The organism is Streptomyces rubiginosohelvolus, assembly GCF_014649875.1.
Taxonomy (GTDB): domain Bacteria; phylum Actinomycetota; class Actinomycetes; order Streptomycetales; family Streptomycetaceae; genus Streptomyces; species Streptomyces rubiginosohelvolus.
The window spans coordinates 186684-210720 of record NZ_BMTW01000012.1; the positions used below are offsets into that span (position 1 = coordinate 186684).

A 24037-nucleotide genomic window follows, 5' to 3' on the forward strand; every position below is an offset into this window, starting at 1 on the left:
GGCGGTCCGCACCCGGCCCCCCGGGGAGGCGGCGCCCGTCGGACGGCTGCCCGAAGTGGCGGCGCTCACCGGACGGCCTCCGCGGTGGCCGGGTCGCCCTCGACCGCTCCGGCCCCGCCGGCCTGCGCCGCCCGTGTCCGGCGGTCGCGTTCCTGGATGCCGACCAGGTCGTCCGGCAGCGCGTCCGGGACGTCGAGGTCGAACCGGGCCAGCACCGGGAGCCGGAGGCCGATGACCACCAGGGCGAGCATCGCCGCGCCGAACAGCAGGTACATGAACCCGATGCCGCGCCCCGGCCCCGTACCGATCAGGGCGCCCACGGTCGAGGCCAGCGAGCCGCCGTCCTCGAACATCGGGCCGAAGACCGCCGAGCCCACCGGGGCGATGACGCCGTGCCCGATCGGCAGGGTGGACCAGGCGACCAGGGTGTTCAGCGCGAACACCCGGCCGTGGAACCGCTGGGGCACCTTGATCTGCACGATCGTCGTGTAGACGCCGTTGACCATGGACAGGGCGCAGGACATCCCGAACGCGCCGATGCCGATGATCCACAGGTCCGCCCGCACCCCGACCAGCGCACAGGCCAGCGCGAGCAGTCCGGCCAGGCCCAGCATGCCGCGCATGCGGTGGTTCTTCGGGCCGCCCCAGAAGCCCATCGCGATACCGCCGAGGATGGCGCCCGCTCCCCCGGCGACCGAGATCCGCGCCACCGCCGCGAGCGAGTCGAACGACAGCACCAGCGGGGTGATCAGCAGGAACAGCGGGGACAGGAAGATGTTGAGAGCCGCGAACCACAGGAGCATCGCCCGGAAGCCCCGGTTGCGCCAGGAGTGGGCGAAGCCGTGCTTGATCTCCGCGACCAGCGACTCCTTCCGCTTCCAGGGGAGGGTCTTCGGGAACCTCACGAACGACAGCACGCCGATGGCGATGGTGTAGCTGACGACGTCGAGGATGAGGATGCCCTTCAGGCCGATCCCCGCCATCAGCGCCACCGCCGCCAGCGGCACGATGAACTGGGCGAAACCGAAGGCCATTTGGGTGATGCCGTTGGCGTGACCGAGGTACTGCTTGGGCACCAGCTGCGGTACGGAGGAGGCGTAGGCGAGCCGTTGGAAGGTGAGCGCCACCGACAGCACGCCGAGCAGGACGTAGATGTGCCAGGAGGCGAGGTTGCCGCTCAGCAGGAGCGTGAGCAGCGCCGCCTGGGTGGATCCGGCGACGATGTCGCTGGTCAGCATCACCCTGCGGCGGTCGAGCCGGTCGACGACCGCTCCGGCCAGTGGTCCGACGAGGATGCCGGGCAGCATGCCGATGACGGCGTAGAGGGCGTATTTGCCCATCGAGCCGGTCTCCATGTAGATCCACACCGGCAGGGCGAACTCGGTCAGCGCGGATCCGGTGATGGACAGCAACTGGCCGAAGGCGACGGCCAGGAAGCGGCCCATGCCGGGCGCCGGACCGGAGTCGGGGGCCTCGTCCGGCGCGTGGGTACCGCCGCGCGGCCCGTCGGCGTCGGCGGCGGGCGCCCCCGCGCTCCGCGCGTCGGAGGCCTCGGCCCCCTCCTCGTCCTGTACGCCGCCCGGCGGGCCGGTTCGTCCGCCGTCCCGCGCGCTCACCTCGTGGAACCACCAGGAAGCGTCATCCGCCTCCCGCGGCAGCCCGCCCGCCGGGTCCAGGCCGGCCAGGACCGCTGGATGCGTGCGGGTGATGATCTCGGCGAGTTCTCGCGCCCGGTACTTGAGGAAGAAGTGGCCGGCCTCGTCCAGGACCGCCAGCGCCGAGCGCTCGGCGAGCATCTGCCACTCGCGGTACCGCTCCTCGTGGAAGTCGGTGGCCGGGTCCCGGTTGCCGATCACCGAGATCACCGGGGCCTTCAGCAGCGCGCCGCCCGCCTCGACCTCGGCCAGCGCCTCGGTGAAGTAGGCCTCGGCGGCCCGGGAGTCGGCGCGCATGTTGCCGATCATGAACTTCATCTGGGCCTCGTCGAGGTCCCCGACCTCCGCCCCCATGGAGCGCAGCCAGGTGAAGTAGACGCGGTCGCTCAGCAGGGGGTCCAGGGCGGAGATCCGGCTCAGCAGCCCCAGGACCCGGCCGCGCGGGCGGGCGAAGGGGAACTGGGCCCCGATGTAGACGGCCTCCACCGCCCGGTCCGACGCTTCGAGCAGGCGGGAGACGGCGACGGTGAGCGCGCTGCCGACGGCGCAGTGCCCGTACAGGGCCACGGGTCCCTCGACCCGTTCGCGGATCTCGGCGGCGATCTTCTCGGCCAGCTCGTCGAACGGCAGGTGCTCCTCGGTGACGCCCATGTCGTGGCCGGGGATGGCGACGGACCACAGGTCGTATCCGGCGGACAGTTCATCGGCGACCGGCTGGTAGACGACCGCGCTGCCGCCGCCGTACGGGACGCAGACGAAGGAGAGCGTCCGCTCACCGGGCGGTGCGGGGCGGGTCAGCCGGTGGAGCAGGTGGCGGGGGCCCCGCTCGGACTCGTCCAGGTCGGCGAGGGCGGCGAGTTCGCGGACCGTGCGGGAGGTGAAGAGGTCCATGACGCTGACCGGCCGCGCCCCCGCCTCGGGCAGCCGCTTGCGGGCCCGGGCGATGACCTGGGTGGCGAGCAGAGAGTGCCCGCCCAGGTCGAAGAAGTCGTCGTCGACACCGACTTCGGGAAGATGCAGGATCTCGGCCCAGATCATGGCCAGCACCTGCTGGGTGGCGGTCTCCGGGGCGGCGAGCGGCTCACCGGTGCGGCGGGCGGTCTGCGGTGCGGGCAGGGCGCGGCGGTCGAGCTTGCCGTTGGGGGTGAGCGGGAGGGCGTCCAGGGTGACGAAGGCGGCCGGGACCATGTAGTCGGGCAGCGTGCGGCGCAAGGCGGTGCGCAGGGCGGCGGGGTCGGGCCCGGCGGACCCGCTCCGGCCGGGTTCACCGCCCTCGGCCCGGTCGTCGCCCCGGGCCGGAGCGGGGCTCGCGTCCCCAGCCCGGTCGTCGCCCCCGCCCCGAGCGGGGCTCGCGTCCCCGGCCCCGCCCGGTACGACGTACGCCACCAGGCGTTTGTCGCCCGGCCGGTCCTCGCGCACGATCACCGCCGCGGCGGCGATGCCGTCCTCGGCGCGCAGGGCCGCCTCGATCTCGCCGGGTTCGATGCGCAGGCCCCGGATCTTGACCTGCTGGTCGATCCGGCCCAGGTGCTCCAGCTGCCCGTCCTCCCGCCATCGGGCCAGGTCTCCGGTGCGGTAGAGCCGTGCGCCGGGCGGGCCGCAGGGGTCGGGGACGTAGCGGGCGGCGGTGAGGCCGGGGCGGCGGTGGTAGCCCAGGGACACCTGGACGCCGCCGATGTGGAGTTCGCCGGGTGTGCCGACGGGGGCGGGGCGCAGGTCGGCGTCGAGGACGTACAGGCGGGTGTTGTCCACCGGGGCGCCGATCGGCACCGACGTGAGGTCGCCCGCGCACTCCCAGCTGGTCACGTCGACGGCGGCCTCGGTCGGCCCGTACAGGTTGGCGAGGGCGCAGTGCGGCAGCCGGGCGGTGAAGGCGCGGGCGGTGTGCGGGGCCAGTTCCTCGCCGCTGCACACGACGCGGCGCAGGGTGGTGCAGCGCTCCACATCGTCCTCGGCGAGGAACACGTCCAGCATCGCCGGTACGAAGTGGGCCACGGTCACCCGGTGTCGGAGGATGGTGTCGCGCAGGTGGGCGGCGTCCTTGTGGCCCCCGGGCTGCGCGAGGACCAGGCGGGCTCCGGTGATCAGCGGCAGGAACAGCTCCCAGACGGAGACGTCGAAGCCGGTCGGGGTCTTCTGGAGGACGGTGTCGCCCACCCCCACCTCGTATCTGCGGGCCATCCACAGCAGCCGGTTGACGATCGCCCGGTGGGTGTTGGGCACGCCCTTGGGCCGGCCGGTGGAGCCCGAGGTGTAGATCATGTACGCGAGGTCGTCGGCCTCCGGTCCCACCGGGTCCGCCCCGTCCCCGTCCCACTCGGCCGGGTCGTCCAGCAGCAGGACACGGGCCGCGCAGCCCTCCGGCACCGGCAGCCGTCGCTGGGTGAGGAGCACCTCGGCCGCGCTGTCCGCGAGCATGAACGCGAGCCGTTCGGAGGGGTATTCGGGGTCCAGCGGGGTGTACGCCGCCCCGGTGCGCAGGACGCCGAGGAGGCCGGGAAGCAGGTCCGGGGACCGCTCGGCGCTGACCGCCACGAGGCTTCCCGGTCCGACGCCCTCCCGGGCCAGCCGCCGGGCGACGCGCGCGGCGGCCCGGTCCAGCTCGGCGTACGTCAGGGTCTCGTCGCCGAAGCCGACGGCGATGGCGTCGGGGGTACGGGCGGTCTGTGCGGCCACCAGACCGGGGAGGGTGGCGTCGTGCGGCAGGCCGACGGAGGTGTCGTTCCATGCGTCGAGCAGCCGGTGCCGCTCGTCGGGGTCCAGGGTGTCGTGGGCGGAGACCGGCAGATCGGGCCGGTCGGCCACGTCGCGCAGCAGCCGGTCGAGGGCTTCGGCGATCCGGGCGACGGCGGACTCGTCGAAGAGGTCGGTGTTGTAGTTGAACGCGCCCCGCAGACCGCCCTCCCCCTCCATCAGGAACAGTTCGAGGTCGAACCGGGTCCCGGCGGCATGCAGCCCGAACGATTCGACGTGCAGAGGCAGTTCGGCTTCCGGTGCGGCCGACGCGTAGTTCTGGACGGCGAGGACCGCCTGGAAGACCGGGGAGCGGGACACATCGCGTTCGACGTTCAGCTCGGAGACCAACTGGGCGAAGGGCAGCTCCTGGTGGGCGTACGCCTCCAGACAGGTCTCCCGGGTCCGGGCGAGGAGTTCGGTGAACGCCGGGTCGCCGTCCAGACGTGCCCGCAGTGCCAGCACGTTGACGAACATGCCGATGAGACCTTCGAGTTCGGGCTCGGGCCGGCCCGCGACGGGTGATCCGACGGCGAAGTCCCGCTGCCCGGAGAACCGTGACAGCACCAGCTGGAACGCGGCGAGCAGCACCATGTGCACGGTCGCGCCGTGCTCCTTGCCCAGGGCGGTGAGCCGGTCGAGGAGGTCCCGGTCGACATCGAAGCCGTATCCGGCTCCGTCGAAGGTCTGGTGCTCGGGGCGCGGCCGGGTGGTGGGGAGCTCCAGCGGCCGGACCCCGGCCAGCTCCCGCCCCCAGTAGGCGACCTCGTCCCCCAGGCGTCCGCCGGTCAGCCGCTCACGCTGCCAGAGCGCGAAGTCCCCGTACTGAACTGGGAGTTCGGTGAGCGGATCGGGTTCGTCGCGGGCGTGGGCGGCGTAACCGCGCAACACCTCGGAGACCAGGACCTCGCTCGACCAGCCGTCGCTGACACTGTGGTGGACCACGAGGAGCAGGACGTGGTCGTCGGCGCCGACGCGGACCAGCAGGCCGTTGATCAGGGGGCCGGCGACCAGGTCGAAGGGCAGGGCTCCCAGCTCGTCGACCAGCCGGGCCGCGTGCTCCTCGTCGTCCGCATCGGCGGTGCGCAGGGCGAACGGGGCCGGGGCGGCGATCTCCAGGACCGGGCGTCCGTCGTCGGTGGCCGGGTAGCGCGAGCGCAGCGTCTCGTGGCGCGCGATCACCGCGTCGAGGGCGCGCTGGAGGGCCGGACGGTCCAGCGGGCCGCGCAGCCGACGGGCGACCGGGATGTTGTACGCGGCGGTGCCGGGCGCGAACTGCTCCATGAACCACAGGCGTTCCTGGGCGAACGACAGCGGAGGCACCGTGCCCTCGGGCCGCCGGGGCACGGTCCGGGATGCCGGGTGGGCGCGGCCGCGCAGCCGCCGGGCGAGCAGGGCGCGCTTGGCGTCGGAGAGCGGGGCGGCGGCCCGCCCGCCGGGTTCTGGGGTGGCCCGGGTGCTGCCGCCGGGTCTCCCTCCGGGCTCCCGGGTGCCGTCGTCGGGTCCCTCTGCGGGTTCCCGGGTGCTGTCCGCGGGGCGGGTCTCGGTGCTGCTCATGCGGTGGTCGTTCCGTTTCTCTCCGGGCCGGACTCGGCCGCGAGAAGCCGCTCGGCGTCCTCGTCAGTCAGCGCTTCGATCTCCGCGAGCAGGAGGTCCTCCACGGCGACGGCGAACGTCTCGACGGTGCGGTGGACGAACAGGGTCCGCAGCGGCACGGTGACCCCGGCGGCGGCCCGGATCCGGGCGATGACGCGGGTGGCGAGGAGCGAGTGTCCACCCAGGTCGAAAAAGTCGTCCAGCGCGCCCGCCCGGTCCAGGCCCAGCACCTCCGTCCACACCTCTCCGACGAGCGCCTCCGCATCGGTGCGCGGGGCGACGTAACCGGGTCCGAGGTCGGGCCGCCGCTCGGGCGCGGGCAGGGCGAGGCGGTCCACCTTGCCGTTCGGGGTCAGCGGCAGGGCGTCCAGCACGACCAGGGAGTTCGGGACCAGATGGGCCGGGAGCCGGGCGGCCAGGGCGGCCCGCAGCGCCCCGGCGGACAGCCCGCCCGCCGGGTGCCCGGCCGGGGCTTCTGCCGCAGGCCCCGTCGGAGCGTCTGCGGTCGGCGGGGCGCCCCCGCCCCGCTCCGGGACCACGTAGCCGACCAGCGCCTCGCCCCGTACGGTCACCACCGCCCGGCCGACCCCGTCCAGGGCCAGCAGGGCGGTCTCCACCTCGCCGGGCTCCACGCGGAAGCCGCGTACCTTGACCTGGTCGTCGATGCGGCCCAGGAACTCCAGCCGCCCGTCCGTCCGCCAGCGGACCAGGTCGCCGGTGCGGTAGCGGCGGGAGCCGGGCGGGCCGTACGGGTCGGGCACGAAGGCCCGCGCGGTGGCCCCGGCCCTGCCGCCGTAGCCGTACGTCACCCCGGCGCCGCCGACCAGGAGTTCACCGGCCGCCCCCTGCGGCATGAGCCGGCCCAGCGGGTCGCAGACGGTGAGGGTGGTCCCGCCGATCGGGCTGCCGATGGGCGGGCGGTGACGGGCGTCGGCGTGGCCCAGGTCCGCGGTGGCGGCGATGACGGCGGTCTCGGTCGGACCGTAGGAGTTGACCACCCGCACGGTGTCGCCGAACCGGGCCCGCCATGCGGCGACCGCCCCGGGCTGCACCTGGTCCGCGCCGAGGATCAGGAGCCGCAGGCCCGGGGGCCAGGTGACGGCGTCGAGGTCGCCTGCCAGCTCGTGCCAGTACGGGGTGGGCAGGTCCAGGACGGTCGGGCCCGTGCCCCGCCCGGCTGCCTGGTGGAGGTGGTCGGGCAGCGTGCTGTCCGGGTCGGCGACGACGAGGCGGGCTCCGGCGATCAGGGCGGGGAAGATCTCCTCGGCGTGGGTGTCGAAGCTCAGCGACGCGAACTGCAGCACCTCGTCGTCCGCCGTGATGCCGTAGTGCTCCCGCATCCAGCCGACCCGGGCGGCCAGTGCGCGGTGCGGGACGACGACGCCCTTGGGCCGGCCGGTGGAGCCGGAGGTGTGGATGACGTAGGCCGGATGGTCCCGGCCCGCCGCCCAGCGCGGATCGGGCACACCGGCCGGGCCGGGCACCTCGGGCGCGAGCACGACGGGGGCGGTCGTCGCGGCGTCCGGCGCCTCGGGGCCGCTCGCGGGGCCGCCCTCCGCGGCATCCGGGACCTCGGCCACGTCCGCGGGACCGCCCTTCGCGGCATCCGGGTCGGCCACGATCACCCGTACGCCGGTGTCCGCGACCATGAAGTCGAGACGGGCGGAGGGATAGGCCGGGTCCAGGGGCAGATAGGCCGCGCCGGCCCGCCAGGCGGCCAGCATCGCGGTGACCGCCCGCGTACCGCGCGGCAGGCGGACGCCGACCGTGTCCCCGTCCCGCACCCCCGCGCCCCGCAGCCGCACCGCGAGCGCCCCGGCCGCCTCCCACAGCTCCCGGTAGGTGAGCGCACCGGCCGCGTCACGCACCGCCGTCCGGTCGTCGCCGTACGTCCGTGCCGCACGCTCCAGCGCGGCGGGCAGCGCCTCCCCGTCGGCCTCCGGTACGGCGCAGCCGGTGCCCAGGGCCAGCAGCTCGTCCTCCTCCGCCCCGGTCAGGAGCGGCAGTCCGGGCACCGGGGCGTCCGGGTCCGCCAGCGCGCCGCGCAGCAGCGTCTCGAAGTGCCGGGCGAACCGGGCCGCCCAGGGGTCGTCGAAGAGGTCGGTGCGATAGCCGAACACGGCGATCAGGTCGTCGCCCTCGCGGCGCAGGTCGAGCATCACCTCGAACTTGCTGGCCGCATGGCCGCCGTCCGTCTCGGCACAGCCCAGGCCTGCGAACTCCCCCGCGTGACCGTCCGGTTCGTCCTGGGTGTGAACGGTCAGCAGCGTCTGGAAGAGCGGACTGCCACCGAGCCGTCGCTCGACGCCCAGTTCGTCGATGAGCCGCTCGAAGGGGACCCGGTCATGGGTGAACGCGGTCAGCACCGAGCGGCGCACCCGGCGCAGCAGCTCCGCGAAGGACGGGGCTCCCGCGAGTTCGGCGCGCAGGACGAGAGTGGTGGAGAAGTAGCCAATCGTCTCCTCCAGTTCCGGCTCCCCGCGGCCGGCCGCGGGGACTCCGACGCAGAAGTCGTCCTGGCGCGTCCAGCGGTGCAGCAGCACCTGGTAGGCGGCGAGCAGCACCATGAACGGGGTGCACCGCTGCCGGCGGGCCAGGGCGTCCACCGCACGGCCCGCACCGGTGAGCCGCCGGGTGTGGAAGGCGCCACCGGGTCCTTCGTCCGTCGCCGTGGCGGTGGGGCGCAGGTCGAGCACGGGCGCACCCGCCAGCCGCTCCCGCCAGTGGGCCACGGCCGCGTCCGCCTCGGGACCGTCGGCGAACTCCCGCTCCCTGCTGGCGAATTCGGTGTATGGGAACGGTTCGGGCAGCTCGACCGCGTGACCGTCCAGGTGGGCGGCGTACCGGGTGGCCAACTCGGCGCGCAGGAGGTTCAGCGACCAGCCGTCGGCGACGATGTGGTGCAGGACGAGGCACAGCAGGTGCTCGTCGTCGTCGGTCCGCAGCAGGGCCACCCGCAGCAGCGGACCGCGGGCGAGGTCGAAGGCGGCGTTGGTCCGCTCGGCGAGCAGCCGGGGAGCGCGTCCCGGGTCGCGGCGCAGGTCGACGCTCTCGACCGGGACGGGAGCGGGCGGCTCCACGAGGACGACGGGGTGGCCGTCCCGGTCGGGGAAGCGGGTACGCAGGGCCTCGTGCCGGGCGACGGTCGCGTCGAAGGCGGAGCGCAGAGCCGGTTCGTGGAGCGCGCCGGTCAGGCGGAGCACGAGCGGGATGTTGTACGAGGCGTCGCCGGGGTCCAACTGGTGCAGGAACCACAGGCGTTCCTGTGCCGGACTCAGGGGGAGGCCGATCTCTTGCCCAGCTCCCGCCACCGCCGGATCGAGGGCGCCGTCCGCGCCCGCCGTGGCCCCACCTGTCGTACCGATCATGTGCGGTGCTCCCCTGTGTGCCGACCGTCGGCACCGCTCCGCCGAGGGTGGCGGGCAGCACCGGACGCGTGCGCCGACGGGTCGTCAGAAAGCAGCGCAGGGGGCCGCAGTGGCGCGTTTCGGCCTCCCCGCGATCTCGGCCCCGGGCAACGGTCACGGTAGGAGGGCGAGACAGCGCAAGTCAATGGTCTGGACCACGCAAGGGTGGCTGGTACCGGCCACGCAGCCAGGGACATACGACCAGGAAAGGGGCGTCCAGCCCTTTCCAGCTGGCTGAAACAGCCGTTCCGGCGAGCGAAGGACAGCGGTTCCCGCAGCGCCTCCGCGCCTGTGGAACCGTGGCCTTCTCCTCCTCCGGTCGGACCCGTCTCCACCCGTCGTCCGACACGTCTCCACCCGCCGCCCGATGCGCCCCGTCCGGGCCGCCGCCTAGCGTGGCGGACATGACGATCTTCCTGCGTAATCGACGGTCCTGGGCCGCCGCGACCGCCACGGCGCTGGCCCTGGCCTCCCTGGCGGCGCTCGCCGGGACGGCCACGCCCGCCTCGGCGTCCGGGCGGGCGACAGCGGCGACGGCTACGGCTTTAGTGCCTGCGTCGGCCGCCGCCCTGAAGCCCGCTTCCCCGGCCGCCTCCACCCCGCCCGCCTCCGGCGACCCCGCCGTCCCCGCCGCGCTCACGCTTCCCCGCCCCACCGGGCCTTACGCCACCGGCCGCGACACCCTGTTCCTCACCGACCACGAGCGGACCGACCCCTGGGTGCCGGCCGCCGGGGCACGCCAGTTGCTGGTGTCGCTGCACTACCCGGCCCGCCCGGGCAGCGGCGGTGACCCGGCCCCGTACATGCCGGAGGCGGAGGCGCGGCTGATGCTCGCGCAGCGCGGGCTGGACGACCCGGAGTGGCCCGGGCTGGTCGCCGCCACCCGGACCTTCTCCCGTACGGACGCCCGGCCCGCCCCGGGGCGCTTCCCGCTCGTTCTGCTCTCCCCCGGCTTCGGCACGCCCCGGGCCACGCTGACCGGGCTCGCGGAGGAGCTGGCGAGCCGAGGTTACGTCGTGGCGACGGCGGACCATCCGTACGAGTCGACCGGTACGGAGCTGCCCGACGGGCGGGTCCTGACCTGTGCCGCCTGCGACGAGGTGGCCGCACAGCCCGACGACGCCGGGCGGCGCAAGGTGCTGGCCGCCGTCTCCGCCGGGCGGGCCGCCGACTTCTCGTTCCTGCTGGACCGGCTGACCGGGCCGCGCCCCGCGTGGCGGCACGCCCGGACGATCGACGCGCGACGGGTGGGCATGGCGGGCCACTCCATCGGGGGCAACGCGGCCGCCTCCACGATAGCCGCCGACCGCCGGATGGACGCGGGAGTCAACATGGACGGTACGTTCTTCGACCCGGTCGCCGCTCGCGGGCTCGACGGGCGCTCGTTCCTGATGCTGGGAACCGACCCCGACCACGCCCCCGGTGCGGGTGACACGTCCTGGGACGAGGGCTGGGCCCGGCTGGACGGCTTCCAGCGGTGGCTGACGGTCCGGGACTCCGGGCACTTCACCTTCACGGACACCCCGGCGATCGGGGAGCAGCTCGGCATCGTGGATCCGGACGCGCCGCTCTCCGCGGCCCGTTCGACGACGATCACCCGCGCCTATGTGACCGCGTTCTTCGACCGCAGCCTGCGCGGCCGGCCGGCCCGGCTGCTGGACGGCCCGGCGCCGGCCCACCCCGAGGTGCTCTTCCAGCGCCCCTGACGGGGAGCATGACGGCGAGCACGACAGCGCCCCCGGGCCGTCCACGTACGGATACGTGGTGGTCCGGGGGCGCTGTCGCGTCCGCCGGGGCGCTACGCGGTGGCGGGCACCGCGGTCTTCGGCTCCGCGTCGCGGATCTCGTCCCGGTCGGCGTCGTCGCCGAAGGAGTCGATCGGGGAGGGCGAGGCGGAGTTGTACGCGTCGTGGTCGAGGATCTTCTCCCGGGCCGCGACGATCACCGGGACCAGCGCCTGGCCGGCCACGTTGGTGGCGGTGCGCATCATGTCCAGGATCGGGTCGATGGCCATGAGCAGGCCGACGCCCTCCAGCGGGAGGCCCAGCGTGGACAGGGTGAGGGTCAGCATGACCGTCGCGCCGGTGAGGCCGGCGGTGGCCGCCGAGCCGATCACCGAGACGAAGGCGATCAGGATGTAGTCGCCGATGCCCAGCTGCACGTCGAAGATCTGCGCGATGAAGATCGCCGCCAGCGCCGGGTAGATCGCGGCGCAGCCGTCCATCTTCGTGGTCGCGCCGAACGGCACGGCGAAGGAGGCGTACTCCTTCGGAACGCCGAGGCGCTCGGTGACCCGCTGGGTGACCGGCATGGTGCCGACCGAGGAGCGGGAGACGAAGGCGAGCTGGATCGCGGGCCAGGCGCCCTTGAAGAACTGGAGCGGGCTGACCTTGGCGACGGTGGCGAGGAGCAGCGGGTAGACGCCGAACATCACCAGGGCGCAGCCGATGTAGACGTCGGCGGTGAACGTCGCGTACTTGCCGATGAGGTCCCAGCCGTAGTCGGCGATGGCGTAGCCGATGAGGCCGACGGTGCCGATCGGGGCGAGGCGGATGACCCACCACAGGGCCTTCTGGAGCAGCTCCAGGATCGACTGGCTGAGGGTGAGGATCGGCTTGGCCTTCTCGCCGAGCTTGAGGGCGGCGATACCGGCGACGGCGGCCATGAAGACGATCTGGAGCACGTTCAGCTCGGTGAACGGCGTGATCACGTCGGTCGGGACGATGCCGGTCAGGAAGTCGATCCAGCTGCCCTTGGTCTCGGAGAGCTCGCCGTCCTTCGGCGTGAGGCCGGTGCCGGAGCCCGGGTTGGTGATCAGACCGATCGCGAGGCCGATGGCGACCGCGATCAGCGAGGTGATCATGAACCAGAGCAGGGTGCGGGTGGCCAGCCGGGCGGCGTTGTTGACCTGCCGCAGGTTGGTGATCGACACGAGGATCGCGAAGAAGACCAGCGGGGCGACGGCCAGCTTCAGCAGCTGGACGAAGAGCGAGCCGATCTCGTCGAGGGTGGTGACGAGCCAGCCGAGGTCCTGGCTGCGGGCCAGCCAGCCGAGCAGCACACCGAGGACCAGACCGGCGACGATCTGGGCCCAGAACGGGACCTTGGGTATACGGGGACGGGACCCGGAGCCGGAGCCTGTGGGCTGCTCGGCCTCGGGGGCGGTGGACGCGGGGTTCGCGGACACGGACACACTCCAGTGAGGACGCATCGGGACACACGGAAGCCATCCGTGCGGTCGTGCGGTGGAACGGGGACGGGGTCGCGGCGCCCGCGTCGAGGGGCGGCGCCGCTGCATGATGCCGTATCAGACCTCGCGGCAACAGACCGCGGACATACAGCGGCAGAGATCGACATGCAGGCGCGCCACGAGCGGGATGCTCGCGGCATGACGGAGGCGCACAGCTGTCTTCACGTCGAATACGTTAACACTTGAACTTTGAGAAGCTCAAAGCCTTTCTTTGGCTCAGGGGCGGCGCTCCTGCCACGCACCTGTCCGGAAAACGCCGCGGACCCCGTACCGGAGCGGTTCGCTCCGGTACGGGGTCCGGCGGAAAGGAAGGGGTCGCGCGGGGCGCGTGTGAGGAACGTTACTGAACGGCGTCCTCGCGCGTGCGGTTGGCGTCCAGGCGCGCCTTGGTGCGGTCGACGCCGGCGACGATCTGCTCGGACACCTCGTCGCGCTGCTTGCGGAGCAGCACATAGCTGAGCGGCGCGGAGAGGACGAGGCCGAGGAGGATGACCCAGACCGCGTTGGAGCCGCCGAGGCCCGAGGGGATCAGCCCGAAGTGGACGGCGACACCGGCGACGAAGAAACAGCCGACGAAGATCAGCAGGCGCAACGCCGTGTAACGGATCAACGCGCTCGGCTTGGCAGCGGACACGGCTGGCCCTCTCTTCCCATCAACGGTCGGCACACTTCTGCCCGTCCAGTGAAGCATGGCCCGAATTCTCTCGGTTCAGGGGGTTGCCGGGCCTCAGAGCGGCAGCAGCATGATGATGTCGTCGCGGTCGTCTCCGGGGGCGACGCGGATCGCGTCCGGGACCCGGCCGACCTCCTTGTAGCCGCAGGCGGCGTAGAAGCGGTCGTTGCCGGTGCCGCCCCGGCAGGTCAGCCGGATGGCCTCGATGCCCTCGATGGAGCGCGCGGCGTCGGCGGCGGCCGCCATGAGGTCCCGGCCGCACCCCTGGCCCTGGAGGCGGGGGTGGACCATGACCGTGTAGAGCCACAGCCAGTGCTTCATCAGCCGGTGGTCGTTGAGCGTGAGGAAGGCCGTGGCGGCGACCGCGCCGTCCTCGTCCCGGCCGACCAGCAGCCTGACCGTCCCCTTCTCCATGGCGGTTAGGTGCTTCAGCAGATCGGGCCGGATCCCCTGGGGAGTGACGGGCGGCACGAAGCCGACGGCCCCGCCCGCGTTGGTGACGTCGGCCCACAGGGCGGTGATGCCGTCGCGGAGGGCCGGGGTGAACGAGGGGTCCAGCTCAAAGGTAAGGGCCATAAGGCAACAGTAACTATTACCTCCGGGGAGGCTCAACCCTGTCCGGAACATGAGAAAGCCCCGGCCGGGGACGGCGGCCGGGGCTTTCATGGGTCACGCGATGCGTCTCAGACGCGCATCGGCTGCGGCGACTCGCGCAGATCCGCGTCCGGTCCCGGGTACTCGCGCAGGATCTCGTACCGGGTGTTCCGCTCGACCGGCCGGAAACCGGCGTCGCGGATCAGGTCCAGCAGGTCGTCACGGCCGAGCTTGTTCGGCGTACCGAAGTCGTCCGCGTCGTGCGTGATCTTGTACTCGACGACCGAGCCGTCCATGTCGTCCGCGCCGTGCTGCAGCGCGAGCTGGGCGGTCTGCACGCCGTGCATCACCCAGAACACCTTGACGTGCGGCACGTTGTCGAAGAGGAGACGCGAGACCGCGAAGGTCTTCAGGGCCTCCGCGCCGGTCGCCATCGTCGTGCGCGCCTGGAGCTTGTTGCGGACCTTGCCGTCCTTCATGTCCACGAAGTCGTGCTGGTAGCGCAGCGGGATGAAGACCTGGAAGCCGCCGGTCTCGTCCTGCATCTCCCGCAGCCGCAGCACGTGGTCGACGCGGTGACGGTGCTCCTCGATGTGCCCGTACAGCATCGTCGCGGGGGTCTTGAGCCCCTTCTCGTGCGCGAGGCGGTGGATGCGCGACCAGTCCTCCCAGTGGGTGCGGTGGTCGACGATGTGCTGGCGGACCTCCCAGTCGAAGATCTCCGCGCCGCCGCCGGTCAGCGATTCGAGACCGGCCTCGATCAGCTCGTCGAGGATCTCGGAGGCCGAGAGCCCGGAGATCGTCTCGAAGTGGTGGATCTCCGTCGCCGTGAACGCCTTCAGCGCCACGTCCGGCAGGGCTTCCTTCAGCGCGCTGAGCGAGCGCGGGTAGTAGCGCCACGGGAGGGTCGGGTGGAGCCCGTTGACGATGTGGAGCTCGGTGAGGTTCTCGTTCTCCATCGCCTTGGCGAGGCGGACGGCCTCCTCGATGCGCATCGTGTACGCGTCCTTCTCGCCCGGCTTGCGCTGGAACGAGCAGTACGCGCACGAGGCGGTGCACACGTTCGTCATGTTGAGGTGCCGGTTGACGTTGAAGTGCACCACGTCACCGTTCTTGCGCATGCGCACCTCGTGCGCCAGGCCGCCCAGCCACGCCAGGTCGTCGGACGCGTACAGGGCGATCCCGTCCTCGCGGGTCAGCCGCTCGCCGGCCCGGACCTTCTCCTCCAGCTCGCGCTTGAGTCCCGCGTCCACCCGTCGCCTCCCAAATCTCCGTGTATCAGGCTCCGACCCACGGTACGCCTACGACTCTTCCGGAAGTTCCCCGACCCGGTTCTCCCACTTCGTGGAGAGCACGATCGTCGTACGCGTCCGCGAGACGCCCTTCGTACCGCTGAGGCGGCGGATCGTCTTCTCCAGGCCGTCCACGTCGCCGACGCGGACCTTGAGCATGTACGAGTCGTCGCCCGCGATGAACCAGCAGTCCTCGATCTCCGCCAGGTCCTTCAGGCGGCGCGCGACGTCCTCGTGGTCGGCCGCGTCCGAGAGCGAGATGCCGATCAGCGCGGTGACGCCGAGGCCGAGCGACGCGGAGTCGACGGTGGCGCGGTAGCCGGTGATGACACCGGCGGTTTCCAGCCGGTTGATGCGGTCGGTGACGCTGGGCCCGGAGAGCCCTACGAGCCGTCCCAGCTCGGCGTACGAGGCCCTGCCGTTCTCCCTGAGGGCCTGGATGAGCTGCCTGTCCACCGCGTCCATATGACTGAAACCTTCCATTGTTCAGCAGTACCGCGAGTCTACGTGTAGAATCTAAGGCATGCAGGGCCGACGCCCTGCAAATCTTCTAGAACATCCAAGAAACGCTTTCGAATCTTCAGGAGTGAACTTCACCGTGTACACGATCGAGATGGCCTACGCCCGGATGCGCGAGCTGCAGGACCTGGCCAACCGCTCGCGTGCCCACCAGCCCGCCGCCGCGCACCGCGTCGACAAGACCCGCTCCCCGCGCTCCCCCAAGAAGCGCTGACCCGGACCTCTCAGTCCTCCGGGCTGCGGGAGCCGCCACCGAGCTCTCCCTCCCAGCGGCGGTACAGGCGATGCGGCACGGCTGCCGCGTCCAGCACCCGCCCCGCGACGAAATCCACCAGGTCCTGGATGTGCGTCGCGCCCGCGTAGAACGCCGGAGAGGCGGGCAGCACGACCGCGCCCGCCTCGTCCAGGGCCACCATCTGCTTCAGCGTCTGGCCGCTCAGCGGGGTCTCGCGCACCGCGACGACGAGCGGGCGGCGCTCCTTGAGCGTCACGCTCGCGGCCCGCTGGAGCAGATCCTTCGACAGCCCGAGCGCCACTCCGGCCACACAGGCCGTCGAGGCCGGCACGATGAGCATCCCCTTCGCCGGGTACGACCCGGAGGACGGCCCGGCCGCCAGATCGCCGGCCGGCCAGTGGCGTACGCGCTCCAGCTCCGCGTCCCCCACCGCGAACGCGTCCGGCTTCCCGTCGGCGCCGCGATCCAGCCAGGCCCGCAGGTCCTCGCGCCAGTGCGCGTCCCGGAACGCGATGCCGGTCTCGTCCAGCAGCGTGAGGCGCGAGGCCCGGCTCACCACCAGGTCCACGCTCTCGCCGGCCGCCAGGAGCCCGCGCAGGACGGCGGCCGCGAACGGGGTACCCGAAGCACCGGACACCCCGACAATCCAAGGCCGCCGCTGCTGCTGAGTCACTGAAGTCCTGGATTCCACATCCGCGAGCCTATCCGGCGGCCCTCCGCGCGCGGCACCCGGAACCGGGCGGGCGCCACAGACGTTCTCCGGATGACGGGCAACCCGGGGGCAGGGGCAGACCATGGGCGACTACTGGACCACCGACCGCACCACGGACCACGGCACCACCGGCAGCGCGCGGGCCCTGACCGCCGGGCTGCTGATGGCGGGCTGGGTGGCCCTGCTGTGGGTCCTCGAAGGCATCGACGTGGCCACGGGCCACGCGCTGGACACGTACGGCATCAGCCCGCGCGAGATGTCCGAGCTGCGGGACGTGGTGCCCGCCGCGTTCCTGCACAGCGGCTGGGAGCACGTGGCCTCCAACAGCGTCCCGCTGCTGGTCCTCGGCTTCATAGCCGCCCTCGCGGGGCTGCGCCGGTTCGCCGCCGTCGTGTGCACGATCATCGTGGCCAGCGGCCTCGGCGTCTGGCTGACCGCCCCGGAGAACACGGTCACGCTCGGCGCGTCCGGGGTGGTCTTCGGACTGCTGGGCTATCTGCTCGTCCGCGGCTTCGTGGACCGCCGCCCCTGGGACATCCTCATAGGCGTCGGTGTCGCCGTGGTCTACGGCTCGCTGCTGTGGGGCGTCCTGCCGACCCAGTCGGGCGTCAGCTGGCAGGGGCACCTGTTCGGGCTGATCGGCGGAGTGGCGGCGGCGTTCCTCTTCCGCCGCCCGTCCGCGCGCCGCGGACCGGACAACCTGGTCACGGTCTGAGGCTCCCTCGACGTACCAGGTGCGTTACGGGGTCAGGCCCCGCGCCAGCAGATCCAGCAGCGCGCAGGCGAACAGCGCGATGCCGATGAAGCCGTTCACCGAGAAGAACGCCCGGTTCAGCCGGGACAGGTCGTGCGGCCGGACGACCCGGTGCTCGTAGACGAACGCCACGGCGACGATCGCCATGCCGATCCAGTAGAAGATCTCGGCGTCCGTCGCCAGACCGAACCACACCAGCAGCCCGGTCGTGACCGCGTGGCACACCCGCGCGCCCCACAGCGAGGCGGGGATCCCGAAGCGCGCAGGGAAGGACAGCACCCCGTGGGCCCGGTCGGCCTGGACGTCCTGGCAGGCGAAGATCAGGTCGAAGCCGCCGATCCAGATCCCCACCGCGAGCCCGAGGATCACCGCGTCCCACGACCAGCTGCCGGTCACCGCGAGCCACGCGCCGACCGGGCCGATGGCCTGCGCGAGCCCCAGGATGGCGTGCGGGAAGTTCGTGAACCGCTTGCCGTACGGGTAGACCACCATCGGGACGACGGCCACCGGTGCGAGCACCAGGCAGAGCGGGTTGAGCAGGGCGGCGGCGCCCAGGAAGACGGCCAGCGCGACGATCGCCCCGGTCCACGCGGACTTCACCGACACCGCGCCCGTCACCAGCTCACGGCTCGCGGTGCGCGGGTTCCGGGCGTCGATCTCCCGGTCGATGATCCGGTTGGCGGCCATCGCGAACGTCCGCAGTCCCACCATCGCCAGCGTGACCAGCAGCAGGACACCCCAGTGGATCGTGCCGTCCAGCTGGAACATCGCGGTCAGCGCGGCGATGTAGGCGAAGGGCAGCGCGAAGACCGAGTGCTCGATCATCACGAGCCGCAGGAACGCCTTCACCTTGCTGCTGGAGGGTGCGGGGCCCTGGACGGACGCCGCTTCTGCCGCACTGCTCACAGCCCGTATTCCTTCCAGCGGCGGTCGACCTTCGCCGCCGTCTCGGGGTCGGAGACGACCATCTCCGGCCAGCCGCCGTCCCGGGTGTAGCCCTCGGTGGGCAGCTTCTTCGTGGCGTCGATACCCGCCTTGCCGCCCCAGAACTGCTGGTAGGAGGCGTGGTCGAGGTGGTCGACCGGGCCCTCGGCGACCGTGAGGTCGCGGGCGTAGTCGGTGTTGCCGAGCGCCCGCCAGGCGACCTCGTGCAGATCGTGGACGTCGCAGTCGGAGTCGACGACCACGATCAGCTTGGTCAGCGACATCATGTGCGCGCCCCAGATCGCGCTCATCACCTTCTGGGCGTGCTTCGGGTACTTCTTGTCGATCGAGACGATCGCGCAGTTGTGGAAGCCGCCCGCCTCGGGGAGGTGGTAGTCCACGATGTCCGGCACGATGATCTTCAGCAGCGGCAGGAAGAACCGCTCCGTGGCCCGGCCCAGCGGCCCGTCCTCGGTCGGCGGCCGGCCCACCACGATGGACTGGAGCAGCGGCCGCTTGCGCATGGTGACGCAGTCGATGGTCAGTGCGGGGAACGGTTCCTGCGGGGTGTAGAAGCCGGTGTGGTCACCGAACGGGCCCTCGGGCAGCATCTCGCCCGGCTCCAGCCAGCCCTCGATGACGACCTCCGCCTGCGCGGGGACCTGGAGCGGCACGGTCTTGCAGTCGACCATCTCGATCCGCTTGCCCTGGACGAACCCGGCGAAGAGGTACTCGTCGATGTCCCCGGGCAGCGGCGCGGTGGAGGCGTACGTGACGGCGGGCGGGCAGCCGAAGGCGATGGCGACGGGCAGCCGCTCCCCGCGCCTGGCCGCGACCTGGTAGTGGTTGGCGCTGTCCTTGTGGATCTGCCAGTGCATCCCGATGGTGCGCTTGTCGTGGCGCTGGAGCCGGTAGAGGCCCAGGTTCCGGACGCCGTTCTCGGGGTGCTTGGTGTGGGTGAGGCCCAGGTTGAAGAACGAGCCGCCGTCCTCGGGCCAGGTGAACAGCGCGGGCAGCTGGTCCAGGTCGACGTCGTCGCCGGTCAGCACCACTTCCTGGACGGGCGCGTCGCCGGACTTCACCTTCTTCGGCGGCACGTGCACCATCGAGCCGAGCTTCCCGAAGGCCTCCCGTACGCCGACGAAGCCCTGCGGCAGCTCCGGCTTGAGGAGCCCGCCGATCTTGTCGCTGATGTCGCTGTACGACTTCAGCCCGAGGGCCTTGAGCAGGCGCCGGTCGGTGCCGAAGACGTTCATGGCCAGGGGCATCGAGGACCCCTTGACGTTCTCGAACAGCAGGGCCGGACCGCCCGCCTTGTTCACCCGGTCGACGATCTCGCCGACCTCCAGGTGGGGGTCGACCTCGACCTTGACGCGCTTGAGATCACCATCGCGCTCAAGAGCCCGGAGCAGGGAGCGAAGATCGTCGTAAGCCATGCGGTCCAGTTTGTCATCCCCGCCCCCGCGGGCCCGCCGGGGCTCCCCCGTCCCACGCCCCGGATCCTTCATGACGAGCCGGTACCCTGGCCGCGATACGGGGCAATCGTCCCGCCCGCCGCCACTTCCTGGGGGACGCACCATGAGAGCCCTGATGTTCATCGTCCCGCTGGCTCTGACGATCTACGCGTTCATCGACTGCCTGAACACCTCGGAGGAGGACACCAAGCATCTGCCGAAGATCGCCTGGGTCTTCATCATCCTGCTGTTCTGGATCGTCGGCCCGGTCGTCTGGCTCGTCGCCGGCAAGAACCGCCACAACCGGACCGGGGGCGCCGGGCCCTCCTCGTGGCAGCGCAACAGGCGGCAGCAGTGGGTGGCCCCGGACGACAACCCGGACTTCCTGAAGTCCCTCAAGGACGACAAGAAGCCCGAGGCGGAGGCCGAGGAGGAGCCGGGCCGTCGCGACGGCGGCACGAGCCCCGACGACAAGACCCCGCCCACGTCCTGACGGCGTACCACCGGCACACGACGCAACGGCTCCCCGGACGAGAATCCGTCCGGGGAGCCGTTGCGTGTCCGGTCGGGCTTGCTCAGACTCCCGCGTAGGAGTGCAGGCCGGAGACGAAGATGTTCACGCCGTAGTAGTTGAACAGCCAGCAGGCGAAGGCGAGGAGCGCCAGGTAGGCGGCCTTGCGGCCCTTCCACCCCGCGGTGGCGCGGGCGTGCAGATAGGCGGCGTAGGCGACCCAGGTGATGAAGGACCAGACCTCCTTGGGGTCCCAGCCCCAGTACCGGCCCCAGGCGTCGCCCGCCCAGATCGCCCCCGCGATGATCGTGAACGTCCACAGCGGGAAGACGGCCGCGTTGATCCGGTACGCGAACTTGTCCAGCGAGGACGCCGAGGGCAGCCGCTCCATGACCGAGGACGCGAACTTCCCGGGCGTGCCGCCGGAGGCGAGCTTGTTCTCGTAGCTGTCGCGGAAGAGGTAGAGGATCGTGCCGACCGCGCCGAGGTAGAAGACGGCGCCGCAGAGGATCGCGGTCGAGACGTGGATCCACAGCCAGTACGAGTGCAGGGCGGGCACCAGCTGGTCGCTGTCGGTGTAGAGCGTGGTGACCGCGATACCGAGGTCCAGCAGGACGGTGGTGACCAGCGGGAGGCCGATCCAGCGGACGTTCTTCTTCAGCGCGAGCAGCACCAGGTAGGAGCCGACCGCCACCGTGGAGAAGGTGATGGAGAACTCGTACATGTTGGCCCAGGGGGCCCGCTGCACGGACAGGGCGCGGGTGATGACCCCGCCCGCCTCGACGAGGAAGGCGACCACGGTCAGCGAGACCGCGATCCGGCCGTACAGGTCACCCTTGAACGTGCCGCCCGCCGCACCCGGGCCGTCGGGCACGTCACGCGTACCGGCGGCGGACCGGGTGATGACCTCGGGCCGCTCCAGCACGGCCGTGCCACCGGCCTGCGCCTTCACCGCGGGGGCGGCGGAGGCCTTGGCCGGGGAGGTGGACAGCGCGGCGGCGGTGCGGCCGACCTTGCTGCGGCTGCCGAAGACCCACTCCGCGATGTGCGCGAAGAACGCGAGGGTGTAGACGGCCATCGACGAATAGATCAGCACGTTGCTGGCTTCGGCCAGGCTCTCGTTGGTTGCGGCGGCGAGATTCACTTCTCAGCCCCTTCGGCAGGTGCTTCGGCAGGGTGTACGGGCCGGCTCCCGGCCTCGTTGGTGGCATCGGTCCCGGCGGACCCGTCCGGCGTGTCCGCCGCGTCCGGTTCCTCCGGCGCGGCGGGCGCGACGGGCGCCGTCGTGACGAGGGCGGCCGACAGGTCGCCCAGTTCCTCGGGGAGCTTCGCGGACTCGCTGCGGCCCAGGCCCGCCATCTCCACGACCGTGACGCCGTCGGCGCCCCGGACCGCCCGCACCCAGACCCGGCGGCGCTGGATGAACAGCGATCCGGCGAGTCCGGCGATGGCGGCGATCGCTCCGCCGAGCGCCCAGCCGTTGCCCGGCTGCTGGGAGATCTGGAAGCTGGCCCACTCCTCGGTGCCCTCGTAGGTGATGGAACCGGCGCCGTCGGGCAGGTCCAGCTTCTCGCCGGGCATCAGCATCTTCTTGAGCAGCTCGCCGTCCTTGTCCTTGAACTCCTTCATCTTGGACGTGTCGAGCTGGTAGACGTTCTGCGCGAGCCCGGAGTCGACGCCGAGCGAACCCTGGTAGGCGCTGAGCGCCAGCACGGGGAAGTCCAGCGCCGGGAACTGCGAGAACATCTGGCCCTTGCCGTGACCGGCGAAGGTCGGCACGAAGAACGCCTTGAAGCCCAGCTGGGTCTTCTTGCCGTCCTTGTCCTTGTAGCCGTCCATCACCTTGATCGCGCCGGACGAGGTGATGTTGTTGTCGATCGGCAGGAGCGGCACGGCGGACTTCGAGACGACCTTGCCCTTGCCGTCCCGGACGGTGACGACGGGCGCGTAACCGTGGGCGATCAGATAGACCTTGGTGCCGTCCACGACGAGCGGTTCGTTGACCTTGATGACGCCCTTGCGCTCCGTGCCCTCGGCCCCCTCGGCGTACGTCACCCGGGCCTCGAAGGTGCGCGGGGTGCCGCGCTGCGGGCCGCTCTTCTCGTACGTACCGACGAAGTCGTCGAGGACGAAGCTGAACGGGGCCAGCGAGTCGGAGTCGTAGAGCGAGCCCGACTTGAAGTTGTCGTACTGGGTGAGCGTGTTGGAGAAGCCGTCGCCCTCGACGACCAGCTTGCCGCCCTCGGACTTGAAGAGCTGGCCGGAGGCGAAGGCGACCAGCATCACGATCAGGGCGATGTGGAAGACCAGGTTCCCGGCCTCGCGGAGGTAGCCCTTCTCGGCGGCGACCGCGTCGCCCACCTCGTGGCCGCGGAAGCGCCGCCCCCGCAGGAGCCTGAGAGCCGTTGCCCGGACCTCCTCGGGCGCGGCCTCCGTGCGCCACGTGGTGTACGCGGGCAGCCGGGTCAGCCGCTTCGGCGCGCCCGGCGGGCGGCTGCGGAGCTGGCCGACGAACTGGCCGGTGCGCGGGACGATGCAGCCGATGAGCGAGACGAACAGCAGGATGTAGATCGCGGAGAACCACACCGAGCTGTAGACGTCGAAGAGCTGGAGCGCCTCGTAGATCGGGGTGAGCGTGGTGTGCCGCTCCTTGAAGGCCTGCACCTTCATGTCGTCGACGCTGGTCTGCGGGATCAGTGATCCCGGGATCGCCCCGAGGGAGAGCAGGAAGAGCAGGATCAGCGCCACCCGCATCGAGGTGAGCTGACGCCAGAACCAGCGCACCCAGCCGATCACGCTCATCGCGGGGACGCCCGCCCCGGTGTCGGGGCGCTCCTCGCGGGGCGCGGTGGAGAGCTGTTCGCCGGCCGCGCCGTGGGCGGAGCCCTGCTCGTCCTCCTCCTCGCGCTGCCGCGTGCTGGTGCTGTTCGCCTTGCTCATTGGACTCAGATCCCTACAACGAAGCCGCTGGACCAGCTCTGCATCTGCTGCATGAGCGTGGCCCACACGCCGGTCAGCAGCAGGATTCCGGTCACGATCATCATGCCGCCGCCGATCCGCATCACCCATGCGTAGTGGCGCTTGACCCAGCCGAACGCGCCGAGCGCCTTGCGGAAGGCGACGGCGGCGAGGACGAACGGGACACCGAGTCCGAGACAGTACGCGACGGTCAGTATCGCGCCGCGTCCGGCGGTGGCGCTCTCGGCGGAGAGGAACAGCACCGAGGAGAGCGTCGGACCGATGCACGGCGTCCAGCCGATCCCGAAGAGGGCACCGAGCAGCGGTGCTCCGGCCAGTCCGGCCACCGGGCGTTTGTGGAAGCGGAACTCGCGCTGCGTCACGCCCGGCAGGAGCCCCATGAAGAAGACGCCCATGAGGATCATCAGGCCGCCGAGGACCTTGTTGAGCACCTCGGCGTGCATCTGGAGTTCGTTGCCGAAGTAGCCGAAGAGCGCGCCGGTGGAGGCGAACACCACGGTGAAGCCGAGGACGAACAGCGAGGCGCCGGCCACCACCCGGCCCCGGCGTGCGTCGGCCAGGTCGGTGCCGCTGACCCCGGTGACGTAACTCAGATAGCCGGGCACCAGCGGCAGGACGCACGGCGAGAAGAAGGAGACGAGACCGGCCAGCAGGGCGAGCGGCAGAGCGAACAGCAGGGCCCCGGACACGACGGTGTCGTTGTACGCGGCCAGCGTGACGGTCTCGTGGTGGGCGGCGAGGGGGATCAC

General features: G+C 71.7%; 17 protein-coding genes. 4 read left to right on the forward strand and 13 right to left on the reverse strand.

The features are described from left to right. Positions 1–65: 65 nt before the first annotated feature. A complete protein-coding gene (locus IE134_RS24795; RefSeq protein WP_189431769.1) occupies positions 66–5945 on the reverse strand; it encodes a non-ribosomal peptide synthetase/MFS transporter in 5880 nt (1959 codons plus the stop codon). Continuing rightward, positions 5942–9352, reverse strand: a complete 3411-nt coding sequence (locus IE134_RS24800) for a non-ribosomal peptide synthetase (RefSeq protein ID WP_030710826.1) — start codon at positions 9350–9352, stop codon at positions 5942–5944. The genes IE134_RS24795 and IE134_RS24800 overlap by 4 nt, the downstream gene beginning before the upstream one ends. A 443-nt stretch (positions 9353–9795) precedes the next feature. Here IE134_RS24800 and IE134_RS24805 point away from each other — a divergent pair, with 443 nt between their 5' ends. Continuing rightward, entirely contained in the window at positions 9796–11097 is a 1302-nt protein-coding gene (locus IE134_RS24805; protein WP_189431770.1) for an alpha/beta hydrolase family protein, read from the forward strand. 92 nt (positions 11098–11189) lie between these two features. On the opposite strand, the gene IE134_RS24810 is transcribed toward IE134_RS24805, so the two are convergent. The 5 genes from IE134_RS24810 to IE134_RS24830 all read right to left on the reverse strand — a co-directional run bounded on the left by IE134_RS24810 (position 11190) and on the right by IE134_RS24830 (position 15665). Further along, complete coding sequence (locus IE134_RS24810) at positions 11190–12578, reverse strand: dicarboxylate/amino acid:cation symporter (RefSeq protein ID WP_030710830.1); 1389 nt, start codon at positions 12576–12578, stop codon at positions 11190–11192. A gap of 403 nt (positions 12579–12981) precedes the next feature. Next, positions 12982–13275: a DUF4229 domain-containing protein gene (locus tag IE134_RS24815; protein WP_030710832.1), complete on the reverse strand. Its 294-nt coding sequence runs from the start codon at positions 13273–13275 to the stop codon at positions 12982–12984. Between the two features lie 93 nt (positions 13276–13368). After that, positions 13369–13890: a GNAT family N-acetyltransferase gene (locus tag IE134_RS24820; protein ID WP_098894076.1), complete on the reverse strand. Its 522-nt coding sequence runs from the start codon at positions 13888–13890 to the stop codon at positions 13369–13371. 107 nt (positions 13891–13997) lie between these two features. Continuing rightward, positions 13998–15161, reverse strand: a complete 1164-nt coding sequence (mqnE, locus tag IE134_RS24825) for an aminofutalosine synthase MqnE (RefSeq protein ID WP_030710836.1) — start codon at positions 15159–15161, stop codon at positions 13998–14000. Positions 15162–15209: 48 nt separating this feature from the next. Continuing rightward, positions 15210–15665, reverse strand: coding sequence for an Lrp/AsnC family transcriptional regulator (locus IE134_RS24830; protein WP_010063935.1), 456 nt, complete (start codon positions 15663–15665; stop codon positions 15210–15212). Between the two features lie 121 nt (positions 15666–15786). Between IE134_RS24830 and IE134_RS24835 the strand changes: the two genes are divergently transcribed. Next, positions 15787–15933, forward strand: a complete 147-nt coding sequence (locus IE134_RS24835) for a hypothetical protein (protein ID WP_010063936.1) — start codon at positions 15787–15789, stop codon at positions 15931–15933. Between the two features lie 10 nt (positions 15934–15943). Here the strand turns inward: IE134_RS24835 and IE134_RS24840 are convergent, their stop codons facing one another. Further along, positions 15944–16627 (reverse strand): UbiX family flavin prenyltransferase, encoded by a 684-nt coding sequence (locus IE134_RS24840; RefSeq protein ID WP_098016666.1) that lies wholly within the window; start codon positions 16625–16627, stop codon positions 15944–15946. A gap of 121 nt (positions 16628–16748) precedes the next feature. Between IE134_RS24840 and IE134_RS24845 the strand changes: the two genes are divergently transcribed. Beyond that, positions 16749–17381 carry a rhomboid family intramembrane serine protease gene (locus tag IE134_RS24845; protein ID WP_030710840.1) on the forward strand — a complete coding sequence of 211 codons (633 nt, stop codon included), beginning with the start codon at positions 16749–16751 and terminating at the stop codon, positions 17379–17381. Between the two features lie 24 nt (positions 17382–17405). Here the strand turns inward: IE134_RS24845 and mqnP are convergent, their stop codons facing one another. Beyond that, entirely contained in the window at positions 17406–18326 is a 921-nt protein-coding gene (gene mqnP / locus IE134_RS24850) for a menaquinone biosynthesis prenyltransferase MqnP (protein ID WP_030710842.1), read from the reverse strand. Next, positions 18323–19780 carry a menaquinone biosynthesis decarboxylase gene (locus tag IE134_RS24855; protein WP_030710844.1) on the reverse strand — a complete coding sequence of 486 codons (1458 nt, stop codon included), beginning with the start codon at positions 19778–19780 and terminating at the stop codon, positions 18323–18325. Before IE134_RS24855 ends, mqnP begins: the two co-directional genes overlap by 4 nt. 154 nt (positions 19781–19934) lie before the next feature. Here IE134_RS24855 and IE134_RS24860 point away from each other — a divergent pair, with 154 nt between their 5' ends. Then, positions 19935–20291: a PLD nuclease N-terminal domain-containing protein gene (locus IE134_RS24860; protein ID WP_030710846.1), complete on the forward strand. Its 357-nt coding sequence runs from the start codon at positions 19935–19937 to the stop codon at positions 20289–20291. 82 nt (positions 20292–20373) lie between these two features. Here the strand turns inward: IE134_RS24860 and ccsB are convergent, their stop codons facing one another. The 3 genes from ccsB to IE134_RS24875 are packed head-to-tail and all read right to left on the reverse strand — an operon-like array spanning position 20374 to position 24037. Next, positions 20374–21453: a c-type cytochrome biogenesis protein CcsB gene (gene ccsB, locus IE134_RS24865; protein ID WP_030710847.1), complete on the reverse strand. Its 1080-nt coding sequence runs from the start codon at positions 21451–21453 to the stop codon at positions 20374–20376. Continuing rightward, positions 21450–23249: a cytochrome c biogenesis protein ResB gene (gene resB, locus IE134_RS24870; protein WP_189431773.1), complete on the reverse strand. Its 1800-nt coding sequence runs from the start codon at positions 23247–23249 to the stop codon at positions 21450–21452. The genes ccsB and resB overlap by 4 nt, the downstream gene beginning before the upstream one ends. 5 nt (positions 23250–23254) lie before the next feature. Then, entirely contained in the window at positions 23255–24037 is a 783-nt protein-coding gene (locus IE134_RS24875; RefSeq protein WP_189431774.1) for a cytochrome c biogenesis CcdA family protein, read from the reverse strand.

Coding starts and splice junctions, on each gene's coding strand:
- IE134_RS24855 (WP_030710844.1), bottom strand. CDS start 19,780: ATGGCTTACGACGATCTTCGCTCCCTGCTCCGGGCTCTTGAGCGCGAT.
- IE134_RS24795 (WP_189431769.1), bottom strand. CDS start 5,945: ATGAGCAGCACCGAGACCCGCCCCGCGGACAGCACCCGGGAACCCGCA.
- IE134_RS24805 (WP_189431770.1), top strand. CDS start 9,796: ATGACGATCTTCCTGCGTAATCGACGGTCCTGGGCCGCCGCGACCGCC.
- IE134_RS24830 (WP_010063935.1), bottom strand. CDS start 15,665: ATGGACGCGGTGGACAGGCAGCTCATCCAGGCCCTCAGGGAGAACGGC.
- IE134_RS24800 (WP_030710826.1), bottom strand. CDS start 9,352: ATGATCGGTACGACAGGTGGGGCCACGGCGGGCGCGGACGGCGCCCTC.
- resB (WP_189431773.1), bottom strand. CDS start 23,249: ATGAGCAAGGCGAACAGCACCAGCACGCGGCAGCGCGAGGAGGAGGAC.
- IE134_RS24820 (WP_098894076.1), bottom strand. CDS start 13,890: ATGGCCCTTACCTTTGAGCTGGACCCCTCGTTCACCCCGGCCCTCCGC.
- IE134_RS24845 (WP_030710840.1), top strand. CDS start 16,749: ATGGGCGACTACTGGACCACCGACCGCACCACGGACCACGGCACCACC.
- IE134_RS24860 (WP_030710846.1), top strand. CDS start 19,935: ATGTTCATCGTCCCGCTGGCTCTGACGATCTACGCGTTCATCGACTGC.